The following is a 25861-nucleotide window of genomic DNA, read 5'->3' as shown; positions in this document are numbered from 1 at the left end:
TCGGATCAACTGCGGTGCATCAAGAAAGGCTCAGAGGTCCGGCGAGTGATCTACGATCACTGCCACCGTGCCGCCACCGGCCGGACCCTGGTGCACGGCCCCCGACGAGATGTAGAGAACGGTGTCCTGCAGGACGGCCGAGAACATCCCAGCCACCGCCGCCTTCAACTCGTTCATGTAGCCCGGGTTTTGCTCCTGGTGGACCTGCCGACGCCCGCGGAGGCGGGCATCGACCGGAGTGCCGATCTTGACGTAGACCGACACGATCCGTCTGCGCTGCTCGGGGGTGAGCGTGAGGCAGACGTCTGCGAGACCGGCCGCTTCCGCCGCCCGGATGAATGAGGAGATGTCCAGCACGTCGTTCATCACGGCGTGGCCGACGCGAAGGTGGCCGCCGGCCCGGGTGGAGTTGCCCAGAAGGATGACCTGGGCCTCGGGGTCCTCGCGACCTGCCGAGGAGGAGACCTTGCCGGTCCACAGGTTCAGATTGGTCCCGATCTCCTCGTCGGGCGGGATGGCGAGACCGTCGACCGCCGCCGCGACCCCGAGAGCCGTCGTCCCGCTCGTCTTCGGTGTCGCAAGGCCCTTGGGGAACGGCGAGAGCTCTATTCCTCTGGTCCGGGCCTCCTCGATGTCCTCTGCCTGCAGACCACGGCTCTTGGTGAGGACGTACTCGGCCTGTGCCGGTTCAATGTTGGCGTCTCGAGCGGCGGCCCGCACCGCATCCGCCACGGCCTCGATCATCTCGGCATGCCCGACCCACTCCGGCATGATCCGCACTGACTTGGCCGTACCGACGGTCAGCCTCGGCTCGCGGTCGACTGGTCCCGTCCACGGTCGCTTGGTGTAGATGGTCACGTGAGGTGCCAAGATCCCTACGCCGCCGCTGGAGAACACCATCGGGATGGCCCCGATCCGCTCGTCCGACAACCCGCCGTGTTCGGCGAGAAATCCGCGGACGGCCGCGATGGCGGCCGCCCGGCTGCTCTCACCAGGGCTGTTGCCCTCCGTCTTGCCGGTGACCGCGCAGATCTCGTCCGGCCGTAGTCGGCCATCGGCGACCAACCGGCCGAGCGCGGACGTGTCCGACTCGTGCTCCAACGTTGCCGCCACTAGCTGAACTGCCTCTGGATTGTGCGCCACTCGCGTCTCCTCCTTGAGACCAAGAACGGACTAGCTTGCTACCCATGAGAGGTCTGATGACTATATGACCTGATGTCTGGGGACCTTATGACCTGTTGACTCGGGTGTCAACGGTTGTCAGGTCATCAGTCAGATGGCTAGAGTGGCGTCGGTGCCGTGTCGACAACGTCGTTCGCACACGCCGGTGGTCCGTCGCGAATCCGCTGAAGGCAACCAATAACGGCGCTATTGGTGTGCTGGAGGGATCAATGCGTTCAGTCTCCCGCAAGTCGCTCGTCGACCAGGCAATCGACCAGCTCCGCGAGCAGATCGGTTCGGGCAGCTGGCCGATCGGGCACAGGCTACCCGCCGAGGCCAAGCTGGCCGAGGAGCTGGGCATGAGCCGGGCACCTGTGCGAGAGGCCACCCGAGCGTTGGTACACGTGGGGCTGCTGGCCTCCCGACAGGGTGCTGGCACCTTCGTCATCGCGGCTGACGAGTCGGATGCGGCGTTGCGCCGCCAGCTTGGCGCAGCCGAAGTGATGGACGTGATCGAGGCGCGCCGCGGGCTGGACATCGCCGTCGCCAGGGCGGCCGCGGCCCGCCGCACCTCGACCGACCTCGACCGGCTCGCCGATATCCTGCAGCTACGCCGGCAAGCGGCCGACCGGGGCGACGAAACGGCGTTCGTTCAGGCCGATCTCGATTACCACGTGGGCGTGGCCGACGCGTCGCACAACCGGATCCTGCGCGACATGTACAGGGGCATCTCGGAGGTGATCAGCTCTACGGTCGAGCTGACCGACTGCTTCGCGCCGGGCAGCGGCACCCTGCTCTGCGACCACGAAGAGCTTCTCTCCGCGATCCGCGATCAGGATCAGACAGCCGCGGCTGCCGCCGCGCTCACCATCCTGCACAACCAGGAATCCGCAGTTCGCCATCGCGAGCCGAATCTCAGCGACCCGCCGACCCGCTCGGCAGGGAAGCGCTCTCAGAGTTGAGCGGCCAGTGAAACGCGCACGGCGGCGTCTTGTCGCCCTAGCCGGTCTGTCTCGCTAGGACGCGCCCGGAAAGGACGCGCGCCAACGCGCGGAGGCTGGTGACGCCATCGGACGTTGGGGCACCCGAACGTCAGTTGACGTCTAGCTGCCAGTCGACGGTGACGCCGGCGTATCCCGCACGTTTGCCGTGGGCCCGAACCTTGTGAACGGCGCGCCGCGTCGGCAACCATGGGTGGGGTCCATGACGCGGGGAGAAGGAGTCGACGCAATGACGAAATACCTGATCTCGTTCCCGAGCGGCGCCATGGACTTTCCCGCCGAGGATCTGCAGGCAGTTTCGGATGCGGCGCACGCGGTGGCGGCGGAGGCGAAGGACGCCGGCGTCTGGGTGTTCGGCGGTGGAATCGACGAAAGTATTCCGCCCGTCCTGGTCGACGGGGATGGCACGGTGACCGAGGGCACGTACCCGCAGACGAAGCAGCTCGAAGGCGGGTACACCATACTCGAGTTGCCCTCCCACGAGGCGGCATTGGAATGGGCCGCGAAGATGGCGGTTGCCTGCCGGTGCGCACAAGAGGTCCGTGCGTTCATGTACGATCCCGCCAGCTGACAAGGTTCGACGGCGCCCCGACCGGTTCAGCGTCTCGGAATCCAGCGGAAATGCTGGCAATCCCTCTTCTTCGATAGCGTTCCTCCATGACGCTTGAACGCTGGCAGAAGGTTTCAGAATGGCCGATGATCGGTGCGGCACTTCTGTTCTTGGGGGCTTACTCGGTCCAAGTCATCGCCGACCTGCCAGACAATGAAGGGATCTGGGCCGATGAGTTGGTCTGGGTCGCGTGGGCGATATTCCTCGTGGACTATGTGGTGCGTCTCTGGCTGGCGCCGAGCCGCGGACGGTGGTTCGTACGTAACCTCTATGAGCTTCCCATTCTCGCCCTTCCCGCGCTGCGACCTCTGCGTCTACTGCGGCTCGTCACTCTCCTGAAGGTCGTTCACAGCCGCGCGGGGAATGCGCTACGAGGAAAGCTGCTGATGTACGTGCTCGGATCGGCCGCGATGCTGATCTATTGCGGCGCCCTGGCGGTATTGGACGCTGAGCAGAATGAGCCGGGCGCCAACATCAAGAATTTCGGAGATGCGATGTGGTGGGCACTCACGACCATCACCACCGTCGGGTACGGCGATCACTACCCTGTCACCACGATCGGACGCTTCGCGGCCGCTGGCCTCATGGTTGCCGGGATTGCCGTGCTCGGCGTCGTCACCGCCTCGATTGCGTCGTGGCTGGTGGAAAACGTCTCCGCCGAGACGGCAGCTAGAACTACAGAACGCGCGCTGGACGCCATTGAGGCCCTTGATGAGCCTCTCGAGCAGCAGATCCGTTCGCTGAACGAACAGGTCGCCAGGCTCACGGCGATGCTCGAGGCGATGGACCTGAAGGGGCGGTAAGGTCGCAGCCCGCCGTCGTCCGCGGCGGTGAAGCGGTCGACGGCGCTGCTAACCCGTCGCTGCGATCTGCCGCGTGGGCCGACGAGTCCCGCGACGCCCAAAAGATGAAACTTGGTCTACGAGTCTCTCTACGCGGTCGATCGCGTCTTGGTGAGTTTCGTGTTCAAGCTCGAGGTCGTAGTCGGCTTGGATATTGATCCAATAGCATTCGCTGAGGCCGAGTGCCCTGGAGAGCCGGAGGCCGTCTCGAGTGTGATGTGCCGTGTGCCGCCACCGCCGCCCGGTTGGGCTAGATGAATCGCTGCCTTCCGAATTCGGGATTGGGTCACGGATTCTTGGCTCCAGTGCCAGCTGGGAGCGACAGGCGAGCTCGACCTATAGACGATCAGCGACAATTGGACCGAAAGGCCCGACTATATTGCGGCAGCTGACGAAGGTGCAATCGGGCATCGTCTTGATGCGCGAATGTCGGCTGGGAGATGATGAGGGACCCTTAGTTCTTCGGGCGCCACGTTGGAGGAATCGGCGGCGGCATTCCGGGGATTGTGCCTGCAACCCAAGCAATGCCGAGACTGTCTCGACGTGGATTCTCGGCCAGCGCGCCGAGCGGTTCGATGAGCTCGAGCGCCCATGCTTCCCCTGTCGAGCATGGGTTCTCGTCGACCGCGTGCGGAGGAAACGCAACTCGGTACCCAATGGGTCCGTAATCGGCCCTGCTATGTTCGAACACGACGCAAGCGCTATTGGGGGAGTCCGTCCATGCCTCATGGATCAGGACGTCGTGATCCTGCCAATTCGCCAACGTCTGCAACATGGCTCGAATCACGATCTCGGCGTCGTTCATGGTCCGGGCTCCATTCCTATTCTTGCCAAAATAATTCATATACATCAAAAGATGGGGGCTTTGTGTGAGAAGAATCAGAAGTGTTGCCTCAATCCTACTAGCACTACTCCTCCTGGTTGGAACCGGCAGTGCCGCCACGGCAGCCCTACCGCCTCCCGGGTATCCGACATCGCAGGTATTGGCCACGGCTAATCATGCGACGCTCGGGCCAATCCCTCTTCACAGAGGCTTCTGGGACGGGTCCACAGATCAGGGATTTGGCGTCGATAAGGCCTGGAACAAACACAACATATGGTCAGTTGCAGCGATGGCCAAGCTCATGCAGTCGCCGAATTGGTCGAAGCAAGCGAATGGGAACTACGCACTCCGTGGGTATGCCTACTTGATCGATTGTTCGAGCGGGAAGTGCAGCGTGAAGGACAGCAGGGAGCTCATCGGGATTCACGATGGGCGTACCTACGACACATGGTACGGATGGCCGGTCGGTGGCTTGATGGGCATGCGTACGGCCTACTGCCAGAATCCGGGCGGTGCGTGGAAGTGTCCAGACTGGGTGACGTACAGCATCCTCTACCCGGGGAAGGACAACCCGTACAAATGGCACTCCAGTCGCCGCTCACAGAGTCAGAGGAGCTTCTGAAGGGCGCGACTCCGAGCTCTGAGGCCGGCGCTCCCCCGATGGACGCAAAGGACAAGCTCCGAACGGAGCAGAAGCTAAATGGGGCCGAGATCAAGGGCCTCAGGGACAAGATTGCGAAGGGAGAGGCTAAGGTCAAGTTCAGCTACACGCCTCTTGATGAAGCTTCCCTGACTCGCTGAATTCGAAGGGATCGTGGTGGTCGGTCCAAGGTCAACCCGGCCGGCCACCACGTAGGCGTGTTCCCGTTGGCAGCTGGGTTGCCCCAGCCCCTGAGCGTCGCCTAAACGGAGACTGTCGGAGATCTTCACCGTTGGAGGTCGATGCCATGTCAGCTGGTTTCGACGCTTCTGTTCCCCCGGCCATCACTGTCTTTTGTCGGAAACTGGCTCGTTCACGACCGCGGGCTCGTATGGCGAGCGCCATTCCGATGACCCGAGACACCCCATTCCAATGTCCCGAACCCGAGCTTGAGTCGGCCATGTTCGTCCTGCTGATTGAGACCCTTGCCCCACCGATGTGACCCATGCCATACTCATCCTCGATACGCATCGACGATACGGTTCGACGAGCACGAGGAGGTGACCGATGCCGACCAGCAAGGACGTGGCCCGCCTCGCGGGCGTCTCGCAGAGCACCGTCTCGTATGTCATGAGCGGCAGGCGACCCATCTCCGAGAAGACTCGTAAGCGTGTCGAGGACGCCATGGCGCAGCTCGCGTTCCAGCCGAACGCCGGCGCCCGAGCGCTCGCGAGCCGGCGCAGCCAGGTCATCGGCCTCGCGATCCCGTTCGTGCCGGACCTCCACATGGGCTCGATCATGGAGTTCATCTCCGTCATCGCCGCCACGGCCCGCCAGAGCGACTACGACATCCTCCTCGTCACCGACGACGAGGGCCCGCAGGGCCTCGAGAGAGTCGTGGGCCAGCAACTCGTCGACGGGCTCATCATTATGCAGGTCGAGGGCGACGACGCTCGCGTCCCCGTCATCCGCAAACTCCCCGTCCCGAGCGTCCTCATCGGCATCCCAGAAGACTCGAAGGGCCTCGAGTGCATCGACGCCGACTTCGAGCTCGCCGGAGCCATGTGCGTCGAGGAACTAGCACAGTTGGGCCACGAGACCGTGACGCTCGTGGACTGGCAGGACGCCGTCGTCCGTCGTCACGTCAACTATGTCAAGCGGTTTCACCGCGGCGTCGACAAGGCCGCGGCCGCGACGGGCACCAAGGTCATCAAGGTCCCCGGCCGCGTCACCATCGCCGGCATGGAGAAGGCCGTCACCAAGGCGCTCAAGGAGACCAACGGCATCCCGGCCTTCATTGCCCCCGAAGCCGCTAACCAGGATCTCCTCGTCGAGGCTCTCCACAACCTGGGCCTCGTCCTCGGGGAGGACGCGTCCGTCGTCGTCAATTGCTCCGACCGCATCGCCGAACGGCAGCGCATTCCGCTGACCACCATCGGCTTCGAGCCCGACGAAGTCTCGCGCCGGGCCGTCCACCGCATCGTCCGCGACCTCACCGACACCACGTCCAGGGCCCACGAGGCCCTGGAGCTCATCCGGCCAGTCCTCAAACGCCGGAAGAGCACCATCCGTCTGCGCCCCCAGCGCTGACAGCCCCACCCCCAAGCCCCACCCCCAGCAAAAACAGCACCAATCGATGCGCATCGTCGATACGCATCGACAATCCAAAACAGGAGAACCCAATGAAGCGAACCTCCCTCATCGCCCGCGCAGGCATCGCCCGCACCGGCCTCGCCCTCGCGGCCCTTGCGGTCCCCGCCGTCCTGACGGGCTGCGGCGGCAGCACGAGCGCGACGTCGAACGCGGACGTGAAGACCATCTCGGTCCTCGACTACTACAACAACGAGCCGGACAAGTCCTTCATCGGCGACGCCCTCACCAAGTGCGCCGCGAAGGCGGGCGTCACGCTCGACCGCCAGACGGTCCCGGGCTCGTCGCTCATCCAGAAGGTCCTCCAGCAGGCGTCGTCGAAGACGCTCCCGGACGTCCTCATGCTCGACAACCCCGACGTCCAGCAGATCGCCGCGACCGGCGCGCTCGCCCCGCTGAGCGACTTCAACGTCAGCACCGACGGCTTCGCGCCGGGGGTGCTCCAGGCCGGCACATACAACGGCAAGGTCTACGGCCTGGCCCCGACGGTCAACACGATTGCCCTCTTCTTCAACAAGGACCTCCTCGCGAAGGCCGGCGTCCAGCCGCCCACCACGTGGGACGAGCTCAAGGCCGCGGCCGCAAAGCTCACCTCGGGCGGCCAGTACGGCATCGCCTTCGACGCCAACGCCACCTACGAGGGCTCGTGGCAGTTCCTCCCGTTCATGTGGAGCAACGGCGGCGACGAGAAGAACATCGCGACCTCCCAGACCGCCGAGGCCCTCCAGCTCTGGACGGACCTCGTGAAGTCCGGGTCGGCGTCGTCGGGCGTCCTCAACTGGAAGCAGGCCGACGTCAAGGACCAGTTTGTCGCCGGCAAGGCCGCGATGATGGTCAACGGCCCGTGGCAGCTCCCGACCCTCGACAAGGTGCAGGGCCTCAACTACGGCATCGTCCGGATCCCCGTGAAGCAAGCCTCCGACACCGAGGTCGCGCCCCTCGGCGGCGAGACGTGGACCGTCCCGCAGACGGGCAACAAGGCGAAGCAGGCCAAGGCCGCCGAGATCGTCGGCTGCATGAACAGCGACGAGCTGCAGCTCTCCATGGCCAAGCAGCGCAACACCGTCCCGTCGAAGACGACGCTCGCCGCCCAGTTCGCCGCCGACAACCCCAAGCTCGCCGTCTTCACCGATCTCATCAAGACCGCCCGCGCCCGCACGGGCGAGCTCGGCGCCGACTGGCCCAAGGCCGCGACCAAGATCTACACCGCGATCCAGACCGCGCTCACCGGCAAGGCGAGCCCGAGCGACGCGCTCCAGCAGGCCCAAAACAACGGATGAGCCGGGCAATGGGTGAGCTGGCCGCGGCTGAGATAGCAGCGGCCCAGCGAACGACGACGGCGCCCGCCTCCCGCGGGCCGGGCCGCGGCGAGGCGTCGGCTGAGCAAGCGCGGCCACGTGGTGGGAGGCGGCGCCGGGAGAGCGTCTACCAGTGGGCGTTCCTCGTCCCGGCGGTCGCGTACCTGATCCTGTTCTTCGGCTACCCCGTGGTCAAGAACCTCGTGGTGAGCTTCCAGGACTACGGCACCGCGACCTTCTACACGGGCGAGGCCCCGTGGGTCGGCTTCGCGAACTACGCTAAGGTGCTCGGCTCCTCGATATTTACGACGGCGGCGCTCAACACGGCGCTGTTCACGGCGGGTTCGATCGCGGGGCAGTTCGTGATCGGCCTCGCGCTCGCGGTGTTCTTCCGGAAGCGGTTTCCGCTGAGCGGGCTCCTGCGCTCTCTGCTCCTGCTCCCGTGGCTGCTGCCGCTCATCGCGTCCGGCGCCGTGTGGAAGTGGATCCTCGACAAGGACTCCGGCGCGCTCAACCAGTTCCTCGAGGCGCTCCACCTTGTGCCGAACGGCGTCCCGTGGCTCACGAGCACGTCCCTCGCGCTCGTCGCCGTGGTCGGCGTGAACGTCTGGATCGGGATTCCGTTCAACGTCACGATCCTGTATGGCGGGCTCCAGGACATCCCGGACGAGCTCTACGAGGCCGCGGCGCTCGACGGCGCGACCGGCTGGCGCGCGTTCCGACACGTTACGTGGCCCCTGCTGCGGCCGGTCGTGAACGTGGTCCTGGTCCTCGGAGTCGTGTACACGCTCAAGGTGCTCGACATCATCCTCGCCCTGACCGGGGGAGGGCCGGCCAATTCGAGCCAGACCATCGCGACCGAATCGTACGCGCTCTCCTTCCAGGAATTCCGCTTCGGCGAGGGCTCGGCGCTCGGCAATATCCTCGTGCTCATTTCGCTCGTGTTCGCCCTGATTTATCTGCGGGCCAGCCGACGCGGCGTCGAAGACTGAAAGGAGGGGACATGTCTACCGTTTCGATTCGCGAGGGGACACCCACGGCGGGAAGACTCCGCCCGAGGAAGCCCGTCACCGAAAGGGTTCCCGTCGGAAGGCCCTCCGGCCTCCCGAACACCGCCCTCGGCATTCTGTTCCTCGCGATCATGCTGTTCCCCGTCTACTGGATGGTGAACGCATCGCTCCAGCCCAACGGCACCACGATCCAGGCCACGTGGTTCCCGATCCACCCCGACTTCTCGGGCTACGCGACGGCATTAACCCAGCAGGGCCAAAACCTCGGCACGAGCCTCATCGTGGCGGTCGGGAGTGTCGTGGTCAGCCTCGCGATCGCGGCCCCCGCGGCGTACGCGCTGAGCCACTTCAAGGTTCGGGGCACGAATATCGTGCTGTTCGGAATCCTCATCAGCCAGATGATCCCGGGGATCGTCGTCGCCAATGCGCTCTACACCGCGTACAACGACCTGGGCCTGCTAAACACGATCGGCGGGCTCATTCTCGCGGATTCGTCCCACGGAATTCCGTTCGCGATCCTCATCATCCGGGCGTTAATGGGGTCCATGCAGTCGTCCATTATCGAGGCCGCGCGCGTCGACGGGGCCGGGCACGTGCGAGTGTTCTGGTCGATCGTGCTCCCCGTGAGCCGGAACGCGCTCATCACGGCGGGCCTCTTCACGTTCCTCTTCGCGTGGAGCGACTTCCTCTTCGCCCTCACCCTCACCACGACCGACGCCGTCCGACCCGTCACCCTCGGCCTTTACCAATACATCGGCTCGTACGTCACCGACTGGAGTTCCGTGATGGCGACGGCGGTGCTCGCCTCGCTGCCTGCCGTCGTCCTCTTGCTCGTCGCCCAGAAATTCGTCGCCGCCGGCACCGCGTCCGGCGCCGTGAAATGACCTCACCTCAGAAATAGGAGAAAGCCCAATGACACCACCCCTCCGCGTCACCGTCTGGGGCGAATATCGTCACGAAAGGCGCGACGAGAATGTCGCCCGCATCTACCCCGATGGCATGCACAACACCATCGCCGACGGCATCCGCGAGAATCTCGGCGACCGCGCGATCGTGCGCACCGCGACCCTCGACGAGCCCGAGCACGGCCTCACCGAGGACGTCCTCGCCGAGACCGACGTCCTGACCTGGTGGGGCCACATGGCCCACGGCGAGGTGAGCGACGACGTCGTCGAGCGCGTCCACCGGCACATCCTTTCCGGCATGGGCCTCGTGGTGCTGCATTCGGGCCACTGGTCCAAGATCTTCCAGAAGCTCATGGGCACCACGTGCACCCTGCGCTGGCGCAGCGAGCAGGACCGCGAACTCGTGTGGACCGTCGACCCGACGCACCCGATCGCCCGCGGCATCCCGCATCCCATCGACATCCCGGCCCAGGAAATGTACGGCGAGTTCTTCGACATCCCCGCGCCCGACGAGCTCGTGTTCGTGAGCTCGTTCAGCGGGGGAGAGGTGTTCCGCTCGGGCTGCACGTTCCGCCGCGGCCACGGCAAGATCTTCTTCTTCAGCCCCGGCGACCAGGACTACCCCGTCTACCACCACCCCGACGTCCGCCGCGTGATCGCGAACGGCGTCGAATGGGCTCTCACGGACCGGCCCGAGCGGGCGTACCCGACGCTCCTGCGGTACGAGACGGGCGAGTTCTTCCACGGTGTGGACTATTCGCACGCGGCACCCGATATCGCCGAGGCCCATAGGGCCGTAACCCCGGATTTCGCGGAGTCCGCCGCGCCAGACATCACGCCCGCGGGAGCCAGCGCATGAGCGCCGGGTTCGCGACCCTGCCCGACGACGGCGGGCGGCTGCGCGTCGTCGTCGTCGGCGCGGGGCCGATGGGCCGCACGTGGCTGCGCACCATCGCGGCGAACGACGACGTCGAACTCGCCGGAATCGCCGACCTCGCCGTCCATGTCGCTGACCAGGCGGCCGACGACGCCGGTCACCCCGGGCTGCCGACCGGTCCCGACGCCGTCGAGCTGGCCCGCCGGACGAACACGCACGCCATCATCAACGTCACGATTCCCGCCGCCCACCACCCCGTGACGACGGCGGCGCTCCTCGCCGGCTACCCGGTGCTGGGCGAGAAGCCGGTCGCCTCGACGGTCGCGGAGGGCCTCTCGCTCGCGGCGTGCGCTGAGCTCACGGGGCAGCTATTCATGGTGAGCCAGTCGCGCCGCTATTTCCGCAATCTCTTCCTCGCGAAGCGGCAGGCCCAGGCACTCGGGCGGATCGGGGCCCTCTCCGTTGAATTCTTCAAGGCGCCTCGATTCGGGGGATTCCGCGAGGTCATGGAGAGCCCGCTCCTGCTCGACATGGCGATCCACCAATTCGACGCCGCGCGCTTCCTGCTCGACGCCGATCCCGTCTCCGTGATCTGCGAAGAATACAACCCCGCGTGGAGCTGGTTCGCGGGGAACGCGGCGGCGTCGGCCGTCTTCGAGTTCGAGGGCGGGGCGCGCTTCGCGTTCACGGGGAGCTGGGCGAGTCCGGGATTCGAGACCTCGTGGAACGGCTCGTGGCGGATCTCGGGCGAGCGAGGCACGGTGCTCTGGGATGGGGAGCATGAGCCGACGGCGGACGTGCCTGATTCGGGGGCCAGCCCGGCTCATGGCGACGGGACCGCGGGGGTGGGCTCCGCCGTCGTCGGCCCTTCAGTCGCGGGTGATCCGGACTCCGCGCCCGGCTCCGGGTCCTTGCCCGCCCTCTCGTCTGTGCCCGACCCCGGCACGGAAACCGCCGGGTCCCTGCGCGAATTCGTCGCCGCGCTGCGAACGGGGGCCGAGCCCATGGGTCGTGTGCACTCGAACGTCGTGAGCCTCGCGATGGTCGAGGCCGCGATGAGGAGCGCGCGCCTCGGGCGGCGGGTCGCGATCGACGAGGTGCTGGGCGAGTCCTACGAGAGCGCACTCGCCGCCGAAACCCATGAGGATTTGCTCAGGGTCCTCAAGTCGTGGCCTTCGGTGCGGGACGGGCTGGGCGCGTCGCGCCGCGGGTGACGCGGGGCGCGTGCGCTCGCAGGAATGTCACGCGCGAAAGTGCGTCGAGGGCGTGACGTTTCTGCGGGACGTTACGGGCAAAACGTGGTTTTGACCGTAACGCTCCACGCACATGTGCCGTCACTCGTCGGCGGGCTCTTTTCTCCGCAGCAGGACCCAAGCGAGGGCGATGATCGCGAGGTTGATCCCAATGCCCAGACCCTGGGTGAGCTGCGCGGCGCCGTGCAGGTTGGCGACGTAGAACGCCCCGAAGAGGAGCCCGACGACGGCCTCGACGAGCGCGGCCACGAGGGGAGCCTTGCGCATGGTCGCGAATGTGAGGAGGTTCCACACGCCGAACGTCAGGTACGCGAGGCCGACCACCGCGTACAGCAGGAACTGGGTCAGGAAGAGCGCGTCGATGGGCTGGTCGCGGGCCACGCGGACTCCGAGACTGATCACCGCGATGACCGCGGCGAAGGCGCCGATCAGGAGCAGGAAGACGCCGATCGCGAACCGCATGATTCTCGACCCCATGGTGCCCGCTCCTTGTCCTCCCGAGGCGTCTCTCGCTAGGCCGCCCGGCACATGAGGCTTGAGCCGGGCTTGTCGCGCTCGAAACCTAGTCCTTCCAATACTCTGACCTCTTGCTCGGTTCCGGCCAGCGAGGCGACGCCCCATCCGGGTTCCGACGGCGGAAGGGCGAGACTGAAGGCATCCCGCAATTCGTCGTCGCGGACGTCGTCAGGGAACGCCACCGTGTCGATGAAGAGAACGCGCCGGACCCCGTGCTTCTTCTGCACGCGCCGGGACAGGCTGCGCGTTATCGCCTGCGGAACCTCGGGGTGACGACGCCTGATCACTCGCTTCGCGTACAGAAGGATCGACAGATAAACGAATAACAGGAGAAGCACGATTCCGTATCCGATGGCGCCACCGCCTGTAACCCCACTTGGATCAAAGGCGATTCCAACGAAAATCGGGATGGAGAATATCGCATATATCAGAACCGTTGAAAGCAGGGCCGTGGCGGGGAGTTGTCGATCTGTTCCCCTGAGCAGGACCACTCGATCTGCTTTAACGAGGAGGCCCGCTGCTGTGGTGGGAATCAAAGTGGGAGCGAATGCGGCGACAACCCCGAGTTTCTCAACCGGGGTCTGGCCTATGAACCGCCCCAACTGAAAAGCGGCTGACAACGCCGCACGAGGGCCGATTTTCGTGAGGCCATTCGTTTGGGCCGCCATGACGCTAGAGGGTCCTCGCAGGCACAGTGATCGCTCTCCTCTTGAGCCGCAGCAGCGTGATCGCTTGCCGCAGGATCACGATCTGAAGGATGATCCCGCCGAGCGGCGGGAAACGGCCAGAGGACACGGCAAGGTCGATCAGGTTGAAGGCGCCCACCACGATTTGGATCCCCGAGACGATCGCGGCCGCGATGAGCGGCCCGCTCTGGAGCGTCCGCCGGGCCACGAGATTCCACACGCCGAATCCGATCAGGACGACGCCGAGGACGATGTCGTACCCGGCGTCCGCCATGGCGACAAGGGGATCGTCGTCGCCGAGGCCGCCAACGTTGAGCAGCTGGAGCGCCGCGAGACCACCGGCGGCTGCGCCGGACAGGATGAGGGCGACGCCGATGACGGTGCGCCATCGGCGCGACCGCTTGGCGTCCGGCTCGCTGAGGGCCAGCGTCAGCGGAACGGTCGATGGCGGCCACGGTGCCGCCGGCGGTGGAGTGGTGCCCTGTGGCTGGCCATAGCCCGGCTGATAGTTGTCGCTCATCCGATGCCCCCTAGCGAACGGTCGGGGGCACCCCTCGCACCCCCATTGGCGGAAAACATAGCACTCAACTGCCACTTTCGCTCATGATTTGTGGAGCAGAAGTCTCGGCCGAGAGGAGGCGCCATGCCCGCAGCCCGCGTCCCGCTCTCGCGCCACCTCCTCCGCGTCCGCGACCTCATCGACCGCGGCTACGCCGAGCCGCTCGACACGAGGGTCCTCGCGCGCAGCGCCTACGTCACTGAGGCGCATTTCATCCGCGAATTCCGCAAGCGTTTCGGCGAGACGCCTCATCGCTACCTCGTGAGCCGTCGCATGGAGCGGGCCATGCAGCTTCTCCGCGACACCGAGTACCCTGTCACGGAAGTCTGCCTCGCCGTCGGGTTCACGAGCCTCGGTTCGTTCAGCACGCAGTTCCGCCGCTTCGTGGGCGAGAGCCCCACGAGCTACCGCGACCGGCCGCGCGGGGACGACCTCGCGACGCTCCCGTCCTGCGTCGTCCAGATGTTCTCCCGCCCCACCCCGTGACGGCACGCAGCGCTCGCCTCGAGTTCGACGGTTGTTCATTCCGCGCCCGTACGGTCCGAGGGAACGACATTCCCCAGCCCGAAAGGCCTCCCATGGACCGCCGCTTCTTCGTTTCGACCGCCGCCGTCGCCGCGGCATCGATGCCCCTCCTCGCCGCGGCCCCGGCCCACGCTGCCGATTCCGATGACCAGGGCCGCGCCCTGCAGGAGATCATGCTCAAGGCCCTCTCCCGCGAGCTGAACGACCCGGAGACGGCCGCCGTCGTCGAGCCCGCCATCGAGGACATCGGCTTCGACTGGCACCCGCCGGTCGCGCCGATCGCGAGCCTCGACTACATCGTGGCGTACTCCTTCGGGAACCGTGCGCCGGCGGGCGGCGGCGACCCGTCGCGCGTCATGTACGAGCCGGGGCCTGTGAACGAGGCGCTCGCGGATACGATCGCGAAGGTCCGCGCAACCCGCGACATCCCCGTCTTCGCGCAGTGGGAGATTGCCCGCTTCCTCAAGTCCAAGTACTCGATGGACGGCGTGACGTCGATTGAGCCCGTGATCAAGCCAGACGGCACCATCGTGTACCTGAGCACCGACGGGGTCGCGGCACAGGTCGTCTCGTTCCGCGGCGGAACGTCCGGCACGGCGGGGGTCGTCGGTTTCCGGGACCACGTCAAGCGCTGTGTCCTTACCACCCGGGGCCGCGGCATGACCGCCTTCGCGCCCGAAGGCATCGACATGCCCGGAACCTACGACCCGCTTTCGGGTCAGCCCTGGACGCGCCGCCGCGACCTGTACCTCATCCACGACATGTTCGCCCAGTTCGGGATGTGGCGCGAGAAGGCGATCAAGGCCGCGTACCCGAACGGCTGACCTGAGCCAATCGTGGCGCTGGCGCAAGCACGTATTCTTCTTGCAGCAAGAATGGCGACACCGACGGGCCGCCCACCCCAACTCCGTCACATTTGCTCACTGTTCAGTGCGAATATTGCGCCCGGGGATCCTAGGTGATTTGCTGATGAATTCGCGACTGGGCCTTCCGCAGATGTACGTCCGGTCTTGACACGCGGAGCTGACTGGGGGGCGGTCTTGTCATCGCAGCCAGCAAGGCTGCGGTATCCAATCCCTCGGGGTGGATTCTCGCACGCTGGACAAATTGGGGGTCCGCAATGTTGAGAAGAGTACTGTCTGGATTTTTTGCACTCGTCTTTCTGTTGGTCAGTCCCGTTGCAGGGGCGCAGGCGGCAGCAGGGAGCTCGTCGGCGAAGCCGAAAGACGCTGTTGTCGCTCCGATGACCATCAAGTCCTTTGATCGTACCGTGGCGGAAGCTCATGGTTTCCGAATTGAAACCAGTGCAAGCGGGGAGGAAATGTCGATTCCCGTCACCGCTGAGGCAAAGGCGGTTCAGTCCAATGCCGAAGCCGCTGCCGCAAAAGACGCCAGATCAACTGGCCGGGAAATCAAGCCGTTTGGCTCGGCCGAAGGAAATTGTGGATCTTCGTTCGTGTCGGCGAAAAAGTACTCGGGCGACTGGCTTGGCGTAAGCACGGGCTACAGCGTCTACGGCACCGTGATTGATCGTTCGTGGTACGTCAACGGTGTTGGGGCCATCACTTCGAACACCATCTACTTCCAGGGTGGTTCTACTCCTTCCACATGGTCGGGTACTGGGGGAGCGACAGTGGTTGGGCCTGGTTACGCGGTGGTTCCCTTCACCGCTCACGTCATCCTGAGCAACGGGGGCGTTTGCTATTCGAACGCACCCATCGACTTCTTCGGTTAGTAGCAATCCAAGAGCCTTGGTGGGGCTTTGTCCCACCAAGGCTCTTGGCGCGTTGACCCATGTGCGCTGAATTGGGGCGGTTGCGCGAATCTTCGGGTGCAAGTCCTATCCGGCGGGGCGGAAGGATCTCAGTGCGCTCTCAAATCGGTTGATGTCCTCGTAAGTGACTTGGTCGATCTCGAGAATTCCAGGTTTGTCCGTACTTGAATAGGGGTCCTCATAAGGGAGAACTATGATCATTGTGAGTCCGTGTTCCCAGGCCTGCCGGACTGCGGCGTGACTCTTGGATTCGGGGGCCTCGTTCACCTGGCTTCCCGCCCGTTGTTCGAGGGATCCCAGCCACTGATCGAAATCACTTTCCGGAAAGTGTGGGCCCCTAACGACATCCTGCCAAATTGGCAGTGGCGCCGACATCGGTGAGGTGGCTTGCCCCGTCCTGGGGTCCAGCGTCTGCGTCTGAAACTCCGATAGCCAGGAGAGAATCTCGTCCCAACGCTGCCACCATGCATCGCAGGTTTGGATCCGAATCGGATTCGGAACTTGAACCCGGCGCGGCGTCGGAGTAAGCCGTGGCAAGGTCTTCGCGCATTCCAGCGCCCAGGCATCCCTCACGTAGAGGAGTCTAAGAAGTTCCGGGTTATTGTGTAACACGACGACTCTCATGCCGCGAGGCCACGATGGATCCTGATGTTTTGCGGTCCACATAGTCTCACGTTAGTTCATCAATTGGGAACATTGCGCCTCGTGAGGAGATCACATTTGTCAACCGGCGCGATCTCGTGCGGCTTCGCTCGAGGGCTCGACGGCTCGACGGCTCGACGGCGCTCGGCGGGCAGTGCGGGCGGGCGGCGGCGAGAAGAGCAGTTTTCGAGAAGCGCCGCCCGCCGCACGCGCCTAGCGTGGAACGCATGGAAACCACAACGTCCGCAGACGGCACGACCATCGCCTTCGACCGGCTCGGCGCCGGAACCCCGCTCATCCTCGTCGCGGGCGCGACGAGCGACCGCCAGGGCAGCGCGCGCCACGCGGAGGCACTCGCGCGCCACTTCACCGTCTACAACTACGACCGACGCGGCCGCGGCGACAGCACCGATACCCAGCCCTTCGCCGTCGACCGCGAAATCGAGGACATCGCCGCCCTGCTCGACGTGGCCAACGCGGCCGGGACGACGGGAAGCCCGGGCGGCGCCGTCGTCGTCGGCTTCTCCTCGGGCGCCGCGCTTGCGGCGCGGGCCGCCGCGAAGCTTCCAACGCGGGCGCTGATCATGTGGGAGCCGCCCTTCGCGGTCGACGACGCGGGCCTCGCCCGGGCGCGCGACTACACCGACGCGCTCACCGCGCGCCTCGAGGCCGGCGAACGCGACGGCGCGTTCGAGCTCTTCCTCCGCTACGTCGGCATGCCGGACGAGGCGATCGCGGGCATGCGGCAGTCGCCCTACTGGCCCGGGGCGGTGCGCATCGCCCCGACGCTCGCGTACGACAACGCCGCGCTCGCCGGCAGCGTGATCCCCACCGAGCTCTTCGCCCGGATCGCGACGCCGACGCTCGTCCTCGGGGGCGGCGCGAGCCCCGCCTTCCTCCAGGCCGGCCCACGCGCGGCGGCCGACGCGATCCCCGGCGCGCGCTTCGCGATCCTCGACGGCCAGACCCACGACGTCGACCCAGAGATGCTCACGACGGCGGTGCACGAGTTCGTCGCGGGCCTCGCCTCCCACGCGGGAACCGTCGCAGGATAGTCGCGACCATGTGTTTGGGCATTCCGGCATCGGTCCTGCTGAAGGGGAGACCAGTCATGATCAACGGCGTCGCGCTCATGTGCCTGCGGGTTCTCGACCTCGACGAGGCGAAGACGTTCTACGTCGAGAAGCTCGGGTTCGACGTCGCGATGGACACCGTCATGGATGGCTTCCGCTGGCTCGTCGTCACGATCCCGGGCGAGCCGCCGACCCCGATGATGCTCGTCGAGCCAGGCGCGCCGCTCATGGATGAGGCTTCGGCGGAGCACATGCGCGAGGCCATCGCGCGCGGGTACTACGGCCTCGGCGCCCTCAAGACGGACGACTGCCGCGCGACCTACGCGGAGCTCGCCTCGCGCGGGGTCGAGTTCACCGAGGAACCGCACGAGCGCTTCTACGGGGTCGACGCCGCGTTCCGCGACCCGTCCGGCAACTACTGGCGACTCACGCAGCCGAAGCCGGTGGGGTGAGGGCGCCGCTTGACCGTCCCTTAGTGACATGACCGTCGGTTGGTGACATAGCCGTCCCTCGCGCCGCGGTTTTCGGGACGGTCATGTCGCTCCGGGACGGTTGTGCGATCAGACCGGGTCAACAATCAGCGGAGAGTGTCCGCAGGGCGGCGGCGGGGCGTCGTCTTCGCAGATTGTCACGCTCTATTGGCCGGTTCGTGCGTGACATTTTTAGGTGAGTAGGGGTGGCTTTGCGCAAGGGTCTGCGGCCAGGGTGAACCCCGGTCACGCCGGCGTCGTCTTAGGGGGCAAGGTCTCGACTTTCCGCCGGGCCCTGTGGAGGGCACCATGAACACTCTTCGATCCCTGCTGGCCGTCGCGGCATGCGCCGCGGCCCTCGCGGCGGGAGGGTGCACCGCCCCATCCCCGGCAGCGCCCGCCCCGAGCACGAGCCCGTCGGTCACGGTCACGCCGTCGCCCACGATGACGCCGACGCCAACGCCCACGCCGACGGTCACGCCGTCGCCCGCGCCTCCGACGGAAACGCCACCGCCGGTCATGCCGCCTCCCGCCCCCGCACCGCGGCCCGTGATCCCGCCCCCGCTCCACCCGGGCGGGGGTGACCACGACGCCGACGACCGCGGCGGGCCGGACGACGGCGATGGCAACAAGTAGGGCGCCCGCAGGGTCACTGGCCGCCTTGTTCGGGGCTGCCGTCCTCCTCCTCGCGGGGTGCGGCGGCCCCGCGGGCCACGCCGAGACGCCCGCGACGACGTCCCCCGCGCCTGCCTTTGCCTGGTTCCGGGCGGGCCCCGCCCCGGCCGGCTGGAACGTTGCGGAGCTTCCGGACGGAACGGCCCAGCTGTCCACTCCGCCCGAGGCGGCGCCCGCCGAGAGCGATCCCGGAAGCGTCACCGCTGAGACGAGATCGCCGGGCGGGGAGCTCGTGGCGTACTTCAACGCGACGCCCGAGCAGGGCGACGAAGCCCTCGCGACGTGGCCCGATTTCCGCCTCGACCATCTCCAGGACGAGAACGGGGAGCCGGCTGCACGAGGGGCGAGCCGGACGGGGATGGCCTTCCGCGGCGGCATGGGCTCGTGCGTCGAGGACACCTATCGAAGCCGCGATCGCACGCACGAGTACCGCGAGATCGCGTGCTTCGTCGAGGGCAAGCGCGGCGGGAGCGTGCTCATCGTGGCCGCGCCGGTCGAGGGCTGGGACGCGGCCAGACCAACCCTCGAGCAGGCCGTGGATTCGTATCTGGCCGAATAAGCCGCTGCGCAGAGCAGGCCCAGAACCGCATGATCGGTGCTGCCCAGCGCCTGTTATGCGGGGAAAGGCCGGCTATGCGGGTTCGGAGTTGCGCTGCCGCTCCTCGAGCGCCGCCGCGAGCCGCGCGACCTGTTCGGTCAGCGCCTCGACCTTCGCCTCGAGGGACTCGTCGATCGCCTCGACCTCAGCCTCGACCTCCGCGACCTCGGCCTCGACCTCGGCGGCGGTCTGCGCGGACACGCTCTCGACGAGCCACGCGGCAATGGACGCGGTCACGACGCCGAGCACCGCGATGCCCGCCATCATGAGCCCCGCTGCGACGAAGCGGCCCGCGATGGTCACTGGATAGCGGTCGCCGTAGCCGACCGTCGTGATGGTCTCGAGCGCCCACCAGATTGCGTCCCCGAACGAGCGGATGTTCGCGCCCGGCTCGTTCTGCTCGACGTCTTCGGCTGCGAGCGCCCCGCAGTAGATGATCATCGCCGCCGAACCGACCACGTAGAGGAGCAGCCGCCCCCGCAGGGCGGAGCCCGCCTTGTTGTGCACGACGCGGAGGAACGTCACGAGCCGCAGTAGGCGGAGCGGCCGCAGCGCGGGAAGCGCGAGAATCGCGAGCTCGTGCAGGTTCCGCGCGAACCACCGGCCGCGCTGGGGAGCGAGGACGAGCTGGCCCCCGTAGTCCAGGACGAACACGCCCCACGCGACCCAGACGAGGGCCTCGGCCCACATCCCCTCTTCATCGCGCAGATTGGCGATGACCTGCACGGAATACGCTCCGAGGAACACGAGTGCCGCCGCGAGGGTCGGCCACTCGGTCAGCCGCCTCCACCGCTCAAGGGTCATGGCCGAAGGGTACCGCCGCCCCAGCTTTCGTGGACACGTCCCGACCCAGGTCGTACGATCGATCACGTGCTGGGGTCGTCCGACCGGAGACTGCCATGCCCACCGCACTCGGCGCAGGGTCCAGCGCCACGCCCCTCGAGGTCCTTGAGCTGCGCGTCCATGGCGTCAAGAACGTCCCGCCCCAGGACATGCTGTGTACGACGGCGGATGACGTCACCTTGGTGCGCGACGACGGCGTCCTCCTCGGCGATTCCCTCGCCGGCTTCTACACGGTCAAGACCCCAGAGCCGGACGCCGCGACCCGCCTCGAGGCGTACTGCTGGGGCAACCTCGACCGCTTCGACCGCAGCACGACGTTCCTCGGCAAGATCGGCCGCGTCCTCTACAACCTCGGCTGGTTCCTCATCGCGCCGTTCGGCCTCGCGAACGCCGCGTACTGGGCGCGTTCGTTCCGCACGGATCCGAGTCGCGAGGATGGGCTCCGCACCGGGCCGGGCGGGGGAGTCGTCCGCCTGTACGGGCTGCTGCTGACGCTCCTGCTCGTCTCCGCCGTGAGCACGGTCGCGTTCGACTTCATCGCCGTCCAGTGCTTCGAGCCGACCGGTGTGCCCAACGTGTGGAAGATCTGCAACGCCCTCCCGCCCCAGTTCGACGGGCTGCGCGAACTCACCCGGGGTCAGCGCCTCGCGACCCTCTCGCTCGCGCCGATCGCCGCCGTCGCCCTCATCGCGCTCCTCGCCTTCGTGACCAACGTGCGCTTCCGCACCCGGCAGGCCGACGCCGCCCGCGCGTCGAACACCGATCCCCGGCCCGGCGCCGTCGCCCTCGCGCTGCCGATGCTCTGGGTGCGCCGCCGCATCAACTCGCCCACGGGCCTCCTGCACCTTGCGGCGAGCGTGCAGCTCGTCGTCGTCCTCCTCATGACTGATACCGCGAGCCGCGACACCACCGGCGCCGCGACGTCGATCCTCTCGATCGCGTGGGCGCAGCTCGCGGTGATCGGATACTTCCTCGTCTTGTGGGCGCGCTCGATGCGCGCGCCCGAGGCCCGCGTCGACTTCTGGAAGAGCCGCTACGTGTGGGGCGCCGTCCTCATCGGGACGGCGGGGGCCACCTACTTCGCCGCCATCCTCGTCGCGAGCGGAGCGAACACGACGAACGAGACCGGGCCGTTCCGGGCGGGCCAGCTCACCCCGACGGTCCTGCTCGTGGGCCTGACGCTGCTTGCGACCGTCGGCTGCGTCGTGCGGACGGGGTACAACGAGTGGCTTGCGACGCTCGTCCTCGCGGTCGGCGTCGGCGCGCTCGTGTTTGCGGTGGGTGGCTGGCTCGACCCCCTCGGATGGTGGGCCAACGCCGCGGCGGTCGCCGTCGTCATCGCGAGCGGGCTCGGGATCGCGATCCCGTATCTCCTCCGGCGCGGGCGCGACGGCCGTCGGCTCGAGCACGCGTGGCACGGGGCGGCGCCCGGCGTGTTCATGTACCTCGGGCTGCTTGTCGGCGCCTACCTTGCGAGCGCCGTCGTCCTCGGAACCGGCGAGTACCTGCGCGCGGGGCGCCTCCAATCCCTGCCCGACCGCACCGACCCCCTCTTCCGCGTCATCTCGATTCCGACCACCGCGCACGACATCACGATGCCGACCGCCTTCTGGGCGTTCGGCGGGGTGCTCGTGCTCCTGGTCGTCCTCGTGGCGGGGCTCTTCCTCGCCCTCGTGTGGTTCCGCCTCCGCAAGGCGATCATCGAGGAGCCGCCCGTCGACCCCACCGAAACACGGTTCGAGAGGGACATCGACAGCGTTCGGCGCACGAGTGCCTTCGTGCAGCGCATCGAGCCGCTCCTGCACACCGTGAGCTGGGCGATCGGCGTAGCGGTCACTGTATCGCTCGCGTTCACCGTCATGCAGCACGCGCGGGGTGCGACCGGGCGCTGGGCCTGGGTGCGGTCCGTGCTCGCGGGCCTCGTCGGGGAGTCGAATTTTCCGGCGTTCTCGGGCTTTCTCCAAGGGATCGTGCTCCTGAGCGTCGTGCTCGGCGGGCTCGGGATCATCGGCCTCGCTGCCACGAACGCTCAGGCGGGGGCTTCTCGGCCGCTCGGCCTCCTGTGGGACCTCATCGCGTGGCTCCCGCGCGCCGCCCACCCCTTCGGGCCGGCGTGCTTCTTCGAGCGCGCCGTGCCGGAGCTCGCCGACCGGATGATCCGCTGGCTCGAGCCCGGCGGCGACGCCGGTCCCGAGGCCCCTGGCGCGGGCGCTCCTGACGCCGCGGGTACGGCCGGCGCCGCGGACTCGCAGCGGCGCGTCCTCCTCGCGGCCCACAGCCTCGGGACCGTGCTCGCCGTCGCGGCTCTCTTCCACCTCGCGGCGCTCGGGCGCGCGGACCTCATGCCGCGTGTGCGGCTCCTGACGTTCGGGATGCAGCTCAGGCCGTACTTCGGCCGGTTCTTCCCGGAGATTTTCGGCCCGGAGGTGCTTGGCACGCCCGGGATCGCGGCGCCGTCGTTCTGGTCCGCCGACCCGTGGAAAGGCAAGGACCTGCACGACGGCGTCCGGCCGGCTGTGGCTCCGGCCGCGGTGCCGGCTGGGCCGGCTGCGGTGCCCGCTGGGCCGGCCGCGGTGCCGGCTGGGCCGGCTGCGGTGCCGTCTGGGCCGGCCGCCGTGCTGGCTGAGGTGCCGTCTGGGCCGGCCGCCGTGCCGTCTGGGCCGGCTGCCGTGCCGGCTGCGGTGCCGTCTGGGCGGGCTGCTGTGCCGGCTGCGGCGCCGACTGGGCCGGTTGCGGCCGGGGCGCCGCGGGTTGGCGCGTCGTCGCTCATGGGCGCGTCGCGCGGGACACCGCTCACCGCGCTCCTCGACATCCCCCACGGGGCGTTCGCGCTCGCAACCGGCCCGCAGCCCGTGTGGATCAACCTGTGGAGGCGCACGGACTACCTCGGGTTCCCGGGGTATTCATATTCGGCCATGCCCAACAACCTCGACCGGCTAGTGCTCGAGATGGAGCCGGACTCGTACATGGCTCGCGTCGCGACCCACGCCAATTACCTGCCGACGCGCGCTTACGCCCAGGCCCGCAAAGACCTCCTCGTGGGCTGGTAGCGCGGCCGCGGGGTCTGTCCGTGCCGCATACCCGCGCTCCCGCCCGGTTGTGAGTTCCCAATCGGTCCGCAACGCGGCGTGCCGCTGCGGGGCGCGGTCGGAGGCCAGAAGAAAAGGGCCGGAGCGCGCCGGGCGGGGCTGTCCCGGGCTAATGTGGCTGCGTGAGCCAGCTTCCCGTCGCGCCCCTTGACTTTTCCGCGGCCCTAGACCGCCTCGACCGCGCGACCCAGCGCTTCGCCGCTGCCGCCGACCGCGTGCGCGACTGGTCCGCTCCCGTCCCGACGTGCCCTGGCTGGACCGCCCGGACCCTCGTAATCCATGTCGGCCTCATCCACACGTGGGCGGCGTCCGCCATCGGGGCCGCCCACGCGCCCGAGGACCCGCCCTTCGAGAACGACGGCTCGCCCCTGCCCGAGTGGTACCGCGGCCGCGCCTCGGCCCTTCTCGCCGCGCTGCGCGAGGCCGGCCCCGAGGCTCCGGCGTGGACGCTGTGGGGCGATCGAGTCGCGGCCTTCTGGGCGCGGCGGCAGTTCCACGAGACGGCGGTCCACGAGTTCGACCTTGCCTCCGCCCTCGCCGCGGGCGCCGGCGATCCCGTGCCCTGGTCCATCCCCGACGACCTCGCGATCGACGGCCTCCGCGAGGTCCTCTCGGGCTTCTACCCTCGGCAGGTGCGGCTGGGGCGCACGCCGGGGCTGCCCGCCGTCGTCCGCTTCGAGGTGCGAACGGACGACGGCGAGACCGTCGCCACGCTCGATGCCCCCGCCTTCGGCGGCGAGGACGGGCCGGTACTCGGGATCGTCGCGGGGACGGCCCGGGAGCTGTATCTCGCGGTGTGGGGGCGCGGGGAGTTCCCGGGGGCGTCGCCCGAACTCGTGGAGACGATCCGGGGCACGAAGCTCACGCCGTAAGTTCGGCCGTGCCTGGCGCCCGAACCGTTGCCGCCAACCTCCCCACGTCCTGCGCTGTGATGTCTCAGGACATGGGTGACGGTTCTGCCTCAGGACATCGGTGACGGTTCGTGTGTCAGGACATCGGTGACAGTTTCGTCGGTGCGGGGCCTTGTGCCGACGGGGCGGCCGTTGCTGACGTAGGTGATTCCTTTGGCCGGCCATAGGTGCTCGATCAGTAGCGTGCCCTGGTGGTCGAAGAACGCGATCCCTTCGGGATCCCAGACGATGTGGACTTGGAGTCCGGTCCTGGCGCTGCCGATCTGGAACTTCACGCCGCGGATCGTGATGCCGCCGTTGGCGGGCACGACGCGGGTGGCCGTCCCTTCCACTCCCGGGCGGATGCGTGTTGCCGCGGCGGCGCCGCGTCCCGGGACTGTGGGCTCGGGCGGTGCGGGCCTCGGCCTGGGCGGTTCGGCCTTCGGGGTCGCTTCCCAGGCCTGCAGGGGGGTGATCCTGCCGGGCAGGCCCTGATGCGGGCGCTGGGTGTTGTAGATGATGTCGAACGCGTCGACCTGTTCCTGGAGCTGGTCGATCGTCTCGGCGAGGGGCTGCTTGTCCAGCCAGCGGAAGAGGGTCTGGTGGAAGCGTTCGTTCTTGCCCTGGGTGGTGGGCTTGTTGGGCCTGCCCGTGATCGGCTCGACTCCGAGGGAGGTCACATAGATGACCAGCTGGCCGATCACGCCCCGGCGGATCGGGTTCAGCGCACTGCCGTTGTCGGTCAGGAGCCGCTGCGGCACCCCGTGGGCGGCTATCCCCTTCCTTGTCACGGCGATGGCCGCCTCCGCCGTCTCCGACCGGGCCACGTGCGATGAGACCGCGTAGCGGGAGTGGTCGTCGATGAGCTGGAAGATCACGCACTTGCGCCCGCCGGCGAGCACGTACTCCGTCGCGTCCAGCTGCCAGCACGCGTTCGGCGCCGGATACACGAACCGGCGGAACGCGGCCCGCGGCTTCTTCCTCGGCTCGGCCCGAGCGACCCCTGCCTGGCGGAACATGCGTGCCAGCGACGCCGGCGAGGGCACCGATGCCAGGCCCATGGAACGCATCTTCTCGTGCACGCTGATCGGACCGTGGTCCAGCCCGGAGCGCTCCAGCGCCGCCCGCACCCCGATGGCCTGCTGCCTCACATCGTCCGAGAGCCTGGCCGGGCTGTTCTTCGGGCGCCGCGACCTGGGCTCCAGCGCCGCGGCCGGCCCGTCCGCGGCGACCCGGGCGCGGATCGCATAGAACGTCTTCCGCGAGATCCCATGCTCGGCGCAGAACGTCGTCACCGCACCCCGAGGCGCGTTCTCCGGCCACTGAGAGATCGCGAGACGGATACGAGGATCGACAGTGGAGTTCTTCTTCACCAGCCCATCAGAGCGAAAGAAGTGTCACCACCAAGAACCCCGGAACCGTCACCGATGTCCTGAGGCAGAACTGTCACC

General features: G+C 67.4%; 26 protein-coding genes. 19 read left to right on the top strand and 7 right to left on the bottom strand.

What is annotated here, in order from left to right; genetic code table 11:
• Nucleotides 1-30: 30 nt before the first annotated feature.
• A complete protein-coding gene (locus tag RBS12_RS18400) occupies nt 31-1143 on the bottom strand; it encodes a ring-opening amidohydrolase (RefSeq protein WP_307967607.1) in 1113 nt (370 codons plus the stop codon).
• Between the two features lie 248 nt (nt 1144-1391).
• On the opposite strand from RBS12_RS18400, the gene RBS12_RS18395 reads away from it, so the two are divergent.
• The 3 genes from RBS12_RS18395 to RBS12_RS18385 all read left to right on the top strand — a co-directional run bounded on the left by RBS12_RS18395 (nt 1392) and on the right by RBS12_RS18385 (nt 3575).
• The gene (locus tag RBS12_RS18395) at nt 1392-2123 is read left to right on the top strand and encodes an FCD domain-containing protein (RefSeq protein ID WP_307967606.1); all 732 of its coding nucleotides are present in this window, start codon (nt 1392-1394) and stop codon (nt 2121-2123) included.
• Between the two features lie 268 nt (nt 2124-2391).
• Complete coding sequence (locus tag RBS12_RS18390) at nt 2392-2733, top strand: YciI family protein (RefSeq protein ID WP_307967605.1); 342 nt, start codon at nt 2392-2394, stop codon at nt 2731-2733.
• 86 nt (nt 2734-2819) lie between these two features.
• The gene (locus RBS12_RS18385; RefSeq protein ID WP_307967604.1) at nt 2820-3575 is read left to right on the top strand and encodes an ion channel; all 756 of its coding nucleotides are present in this window, start codon (nt 2820-2822) and stop codon (nt 3573-3575) included.
• A 493-nt stretch (nt 3576-4068) separates the two neighbouring features.
• On the opposite strand, the gene RBS12_RS18380 is transcribed toward RBS12_RS18385, so the two are convergent.
• Nucleotides 4069-4419, bottom strand: coding sequence for a hypothetical protein (locus RBS12_RS18380; RefSeq protein ID WP_307967603.1), 351 nt, complete (start codon nt 4417-4419; stop codon nt 4069-4071).
• 597 nt (nt 4420-5016) lie between these two features.
• Between RBS12_RS18380 and RBS12_RS18375 the strand changes: the two genes are divergently transcribed.
• The 7 genes from RBS12_RS18375 to RBS12_RS18345 all read left to right on the top strand — a co-directional run bounded on the left by RBS12_RS18375 (nt 5017) and on the right by RBS12_RS18345 (nt 12031).
• Nucleotides 5017-5238 (top strand): hypothetical protein, encoded by a 222-nt coding sequence (locus RBS12_RS18375; RefSeq protein WP_307967602.1) that lies wholly within the window; start codon nt 5017-5019, stop codon nt 5236-5238.
• Between the two features lie 406 nt (nt 5239-5644).
• Nucleotides 5645-6667: a LacI family DNA-binding transcriptional regulator gene (locus tag RBS12_RS18370; protein WP_307967601.1), complete on the top strand. Its 1023-nt coding sequence runs from the start codon at nt 5645-5647 to the stop codon at nt 6665-6667.
• Nucleotides 6668-6759: 92 nt separating this feature from the next.
• Nucleotides 6760-8007, top strand: coding sequence for an extracellular solute-binding protein (locus RBS12_RS18365; protein WP_307967600.1), 1248 nt, complete (start codon nt 6760-6762; stop codon nt 8005-8007).
• Nucleotides 8008-8015: 8 nt separating this feature from the next.
• Complete coding sequence (locus tag RBS12_RS18360) at nt 8016-9017, top strand: sugar ABC transporter permease (RefSeq protein ID WP_307967599.1); 1002 nt, start codon at nt 8016-8018, stop codon at nt 9015-9017.
• 149 nt (nt 9018-9166) lie between these two features.
• Entirely contained in the window at nt 9167-9919 is a 753-nt protein-coding gene (locus RBS12_RS18355) for a carbohydrate ABC transporter permease (protein ID WP_307967640.1), read from the top strand.
• Between the two features lie 28 nt (nt 9920-9947).
• Nucleotides 9948-10799, top strand: coding sequence for a ThuA domain-containing protein (locus tag RBS12_RS18350; RefSeq protein ID WP_307967598.1), 852 nt, complete (start codon nt 9948-9950; stop codon nt 10797-10799).
• The gene (locus RBS12_RS18345) at nt 10796-12031 is read left to right on the top strand and encodes a Gfo/Idh/MocA family oxidoreductase (protein ID WP_307967597.1); all 1236 of its coding nucleotides are present in this window, start codon (nt 10796-10798) and stop codon (nt 12029-12031) included. Before RBS12_RS18350 ends, RBS12_RS18345 begins: the two co-directional genes overlap by 4 nt.
• A gap of 120 nt (nt 12032-12151) precedes the next feature.
• Here the strand turns inward: RBS12_RS18345 and RBS12_RS18340 are convergent, their stop codons facing one another.
• From RBS12_RS18340 to RBS12_RS18330, 3 genes are read right to left on the bottom strand one after another with little or no spacing between them, the layout of a single operon-like run.
• Nucleotides 12152-12547, bottom strand: a complete 396-nt coding sequence (locus RBS12_RS18340; protein ID WP_307967596.1) for a hypothetical protein — start codon at nt 12545-12547, stop codon at nt 12152-12154.
• Between the two features lie 35 nt (nt 12548-12582).
• Nucleotides 12583-13254, bottom strand: coding sequence for a hypothetical protein (locus RBS12_RS18335; protein WP_307967595.1), 672 nt, complete (start codon nt 13252-13254; stop codon nt 12583-12585).
• A gap of 4 nt (nt 13255-13258) precedes the next feature.
• Complete coding sequence (locus RBS12_RS18330) at nt 13259-13792, bottom strand: hypothetical protein (RefSeq protein WP_307967594.1); 534 nt, start codon at nt 13790-13792, stop codon at nt 13259-13261.
• A gap of 123 nt (nt 13793-13915) precedes the next feature.
• On the opposite strand from RBS12_RS18330, the gene RBS12_RS18325 reads away from it, so the two are divergent.
• From RBS12_RS18325 to RBS12_RS18295, 7 genes are all read left to right on the top strand, one after another.
• Entirely contained in the window at nt 13916-14317 is a 402-nt protein-coding gene (locus RBS12_RS18325; protein WP_307967593.1) for an AraC family transcriptional regulator, read from the top strand.
• Between the two features lie 92 nt (nt 14318-14409).
• On the top strand, nt 14410-15180 hold the full coding sequence (locus RBS12_RS18320; RefSeq protein WP_307967592.1) for a hypothetical protein: 771 nt from the start codon (nt 14410-14412) through the stop codon (nt 15178-15180).
• Between the two features lie 419 nt (nt 15181-15599).
• Nucleotides 15600-16091, top strand: a complete 492-nt coding sequence (locus tag RBS12_RS18315) for a hypothetical protein (protein WP_307967591.1) — start codon at nt 15600-15602, stop codon at nt 16089-16091.
• A 908-nt stretch (nt 16092-16999) separates the two neighbouring features.
• On the top strand, nt 17000-17827 hold the full coding sequence (locus RBS12_RS18310) for an alpha/beta hydrolase (protein ID WP_307967590.1): 828 nt from the start codon (nt 17000-17002) through the stop codon (nt 17825-17827).
• 56 nt (nt 17828-17883) lie between these two features.
• Nucleotides 17884-18297 carry a VOC family protein gene (locus RBS12_RS18305; RefSeq protein WP_307967589.1) on the top strand — a complete coding sequence of 138 codons (414 nt, stop codon included), beginning with the start codon at nt 17884-17886 and terminating at the stop codon, nt 18295-18297.
• Between the two features lie 327 nt (nt 18298-18624).
• On the top strand, nt 18625-18951 hold the full coding sequence (locus RBS12_RS18300; protein ID WP_307967588.1) for a hypothetical protein: 327 nt from the start codon (nt 18625-18627) through the stop codon (nt 18949-18951).
• Nucleotides 18938-19549: a hypothetical protein gene (locus RBS12_RS18295; RefSeq protein ID WP_307967587.1), complete on the top strand. Its 612-nt coding sequence runs from the start codon at nt 18938-18940 to the stop codon at nt 19547-19549. The genes RBS12_RS18300 and RBS12_RS18295 overlap by 14 nt, the downstream gene beginning before the upstream one ends.
• A 72-nt stretch (nt 19550-19621) precedes the next feature.
• Here the strand turns inward: RBS12_RS18295 and RBS12_RS18290 are convergent, their stop codons facing one another.
• Nucleotides 19622-20392 carry an ion channel gene (locus tag RBS12_RS18290; protein ID WP_307967586.1) on the bottom strand — a complete coding sequence of 257 codons (771 nt, stop codon included), beginning with the start codon at nt 20390-20392 and terminating at the stop codon, nt 19622-19624.
• 95 nt (nt 20393-20487) lie between these two features.
• Between RBS12_RS18290 and RBS12_RS18285 the strand changes: the two genes are divergently transcribed.
• Nucleotides 20488-23481: a hypothetical protein gene (locus RBS12_RS18285; RefSeq protein WP_307967585.1), complete on the top strand. Its 2994-nt coding sequence runs from the start codon at nt 20488-20490 to the stop codon at nt 23479-23481.
• Nucleotides 23482-23642: 161 nt separating this feature from the next.
• Complete coding sequence (locus RBS12_RS18280; protein WP_307967584.1) at nt 23643-24392, top strand: maleylpyruvate isomerase N-terminal domain-containing protein; 750 nt, start codon at nt 23643-23645, stop codon at nt 24390-24392.
• Nucleotides 24393-24481: 89 nt separating this feature from the next.
• Here RBS12_RS18280 and RBS12_RS18275 read toward each other — a convergent pair whose 3' ends face one another.
• Entirely contained in the window at nt 24482-25705 is a 1224-nt protein-coding gene (locus RBS12_RS18275; protein ID WP_307966782.1) for an IS481 family transposase, read from the bottom strand.
• Nucleotides 25706-25861: the final 156 nt, after the last annotated feature.

Source organism: Sinomonas sp. ASV322 (assembly GCF_030908245.1).
In the GTDB taxonomy this organism is placed as follows: Bacteria; Actinomycetota; Actinomycetes; order Actinomycetales; family Micrococcaceae; genus Sinomonas.
Note: the sequence above shows the minus strand (reverse complement) of the source record. Positions and strands in the feature narration are given on the sequence as shown.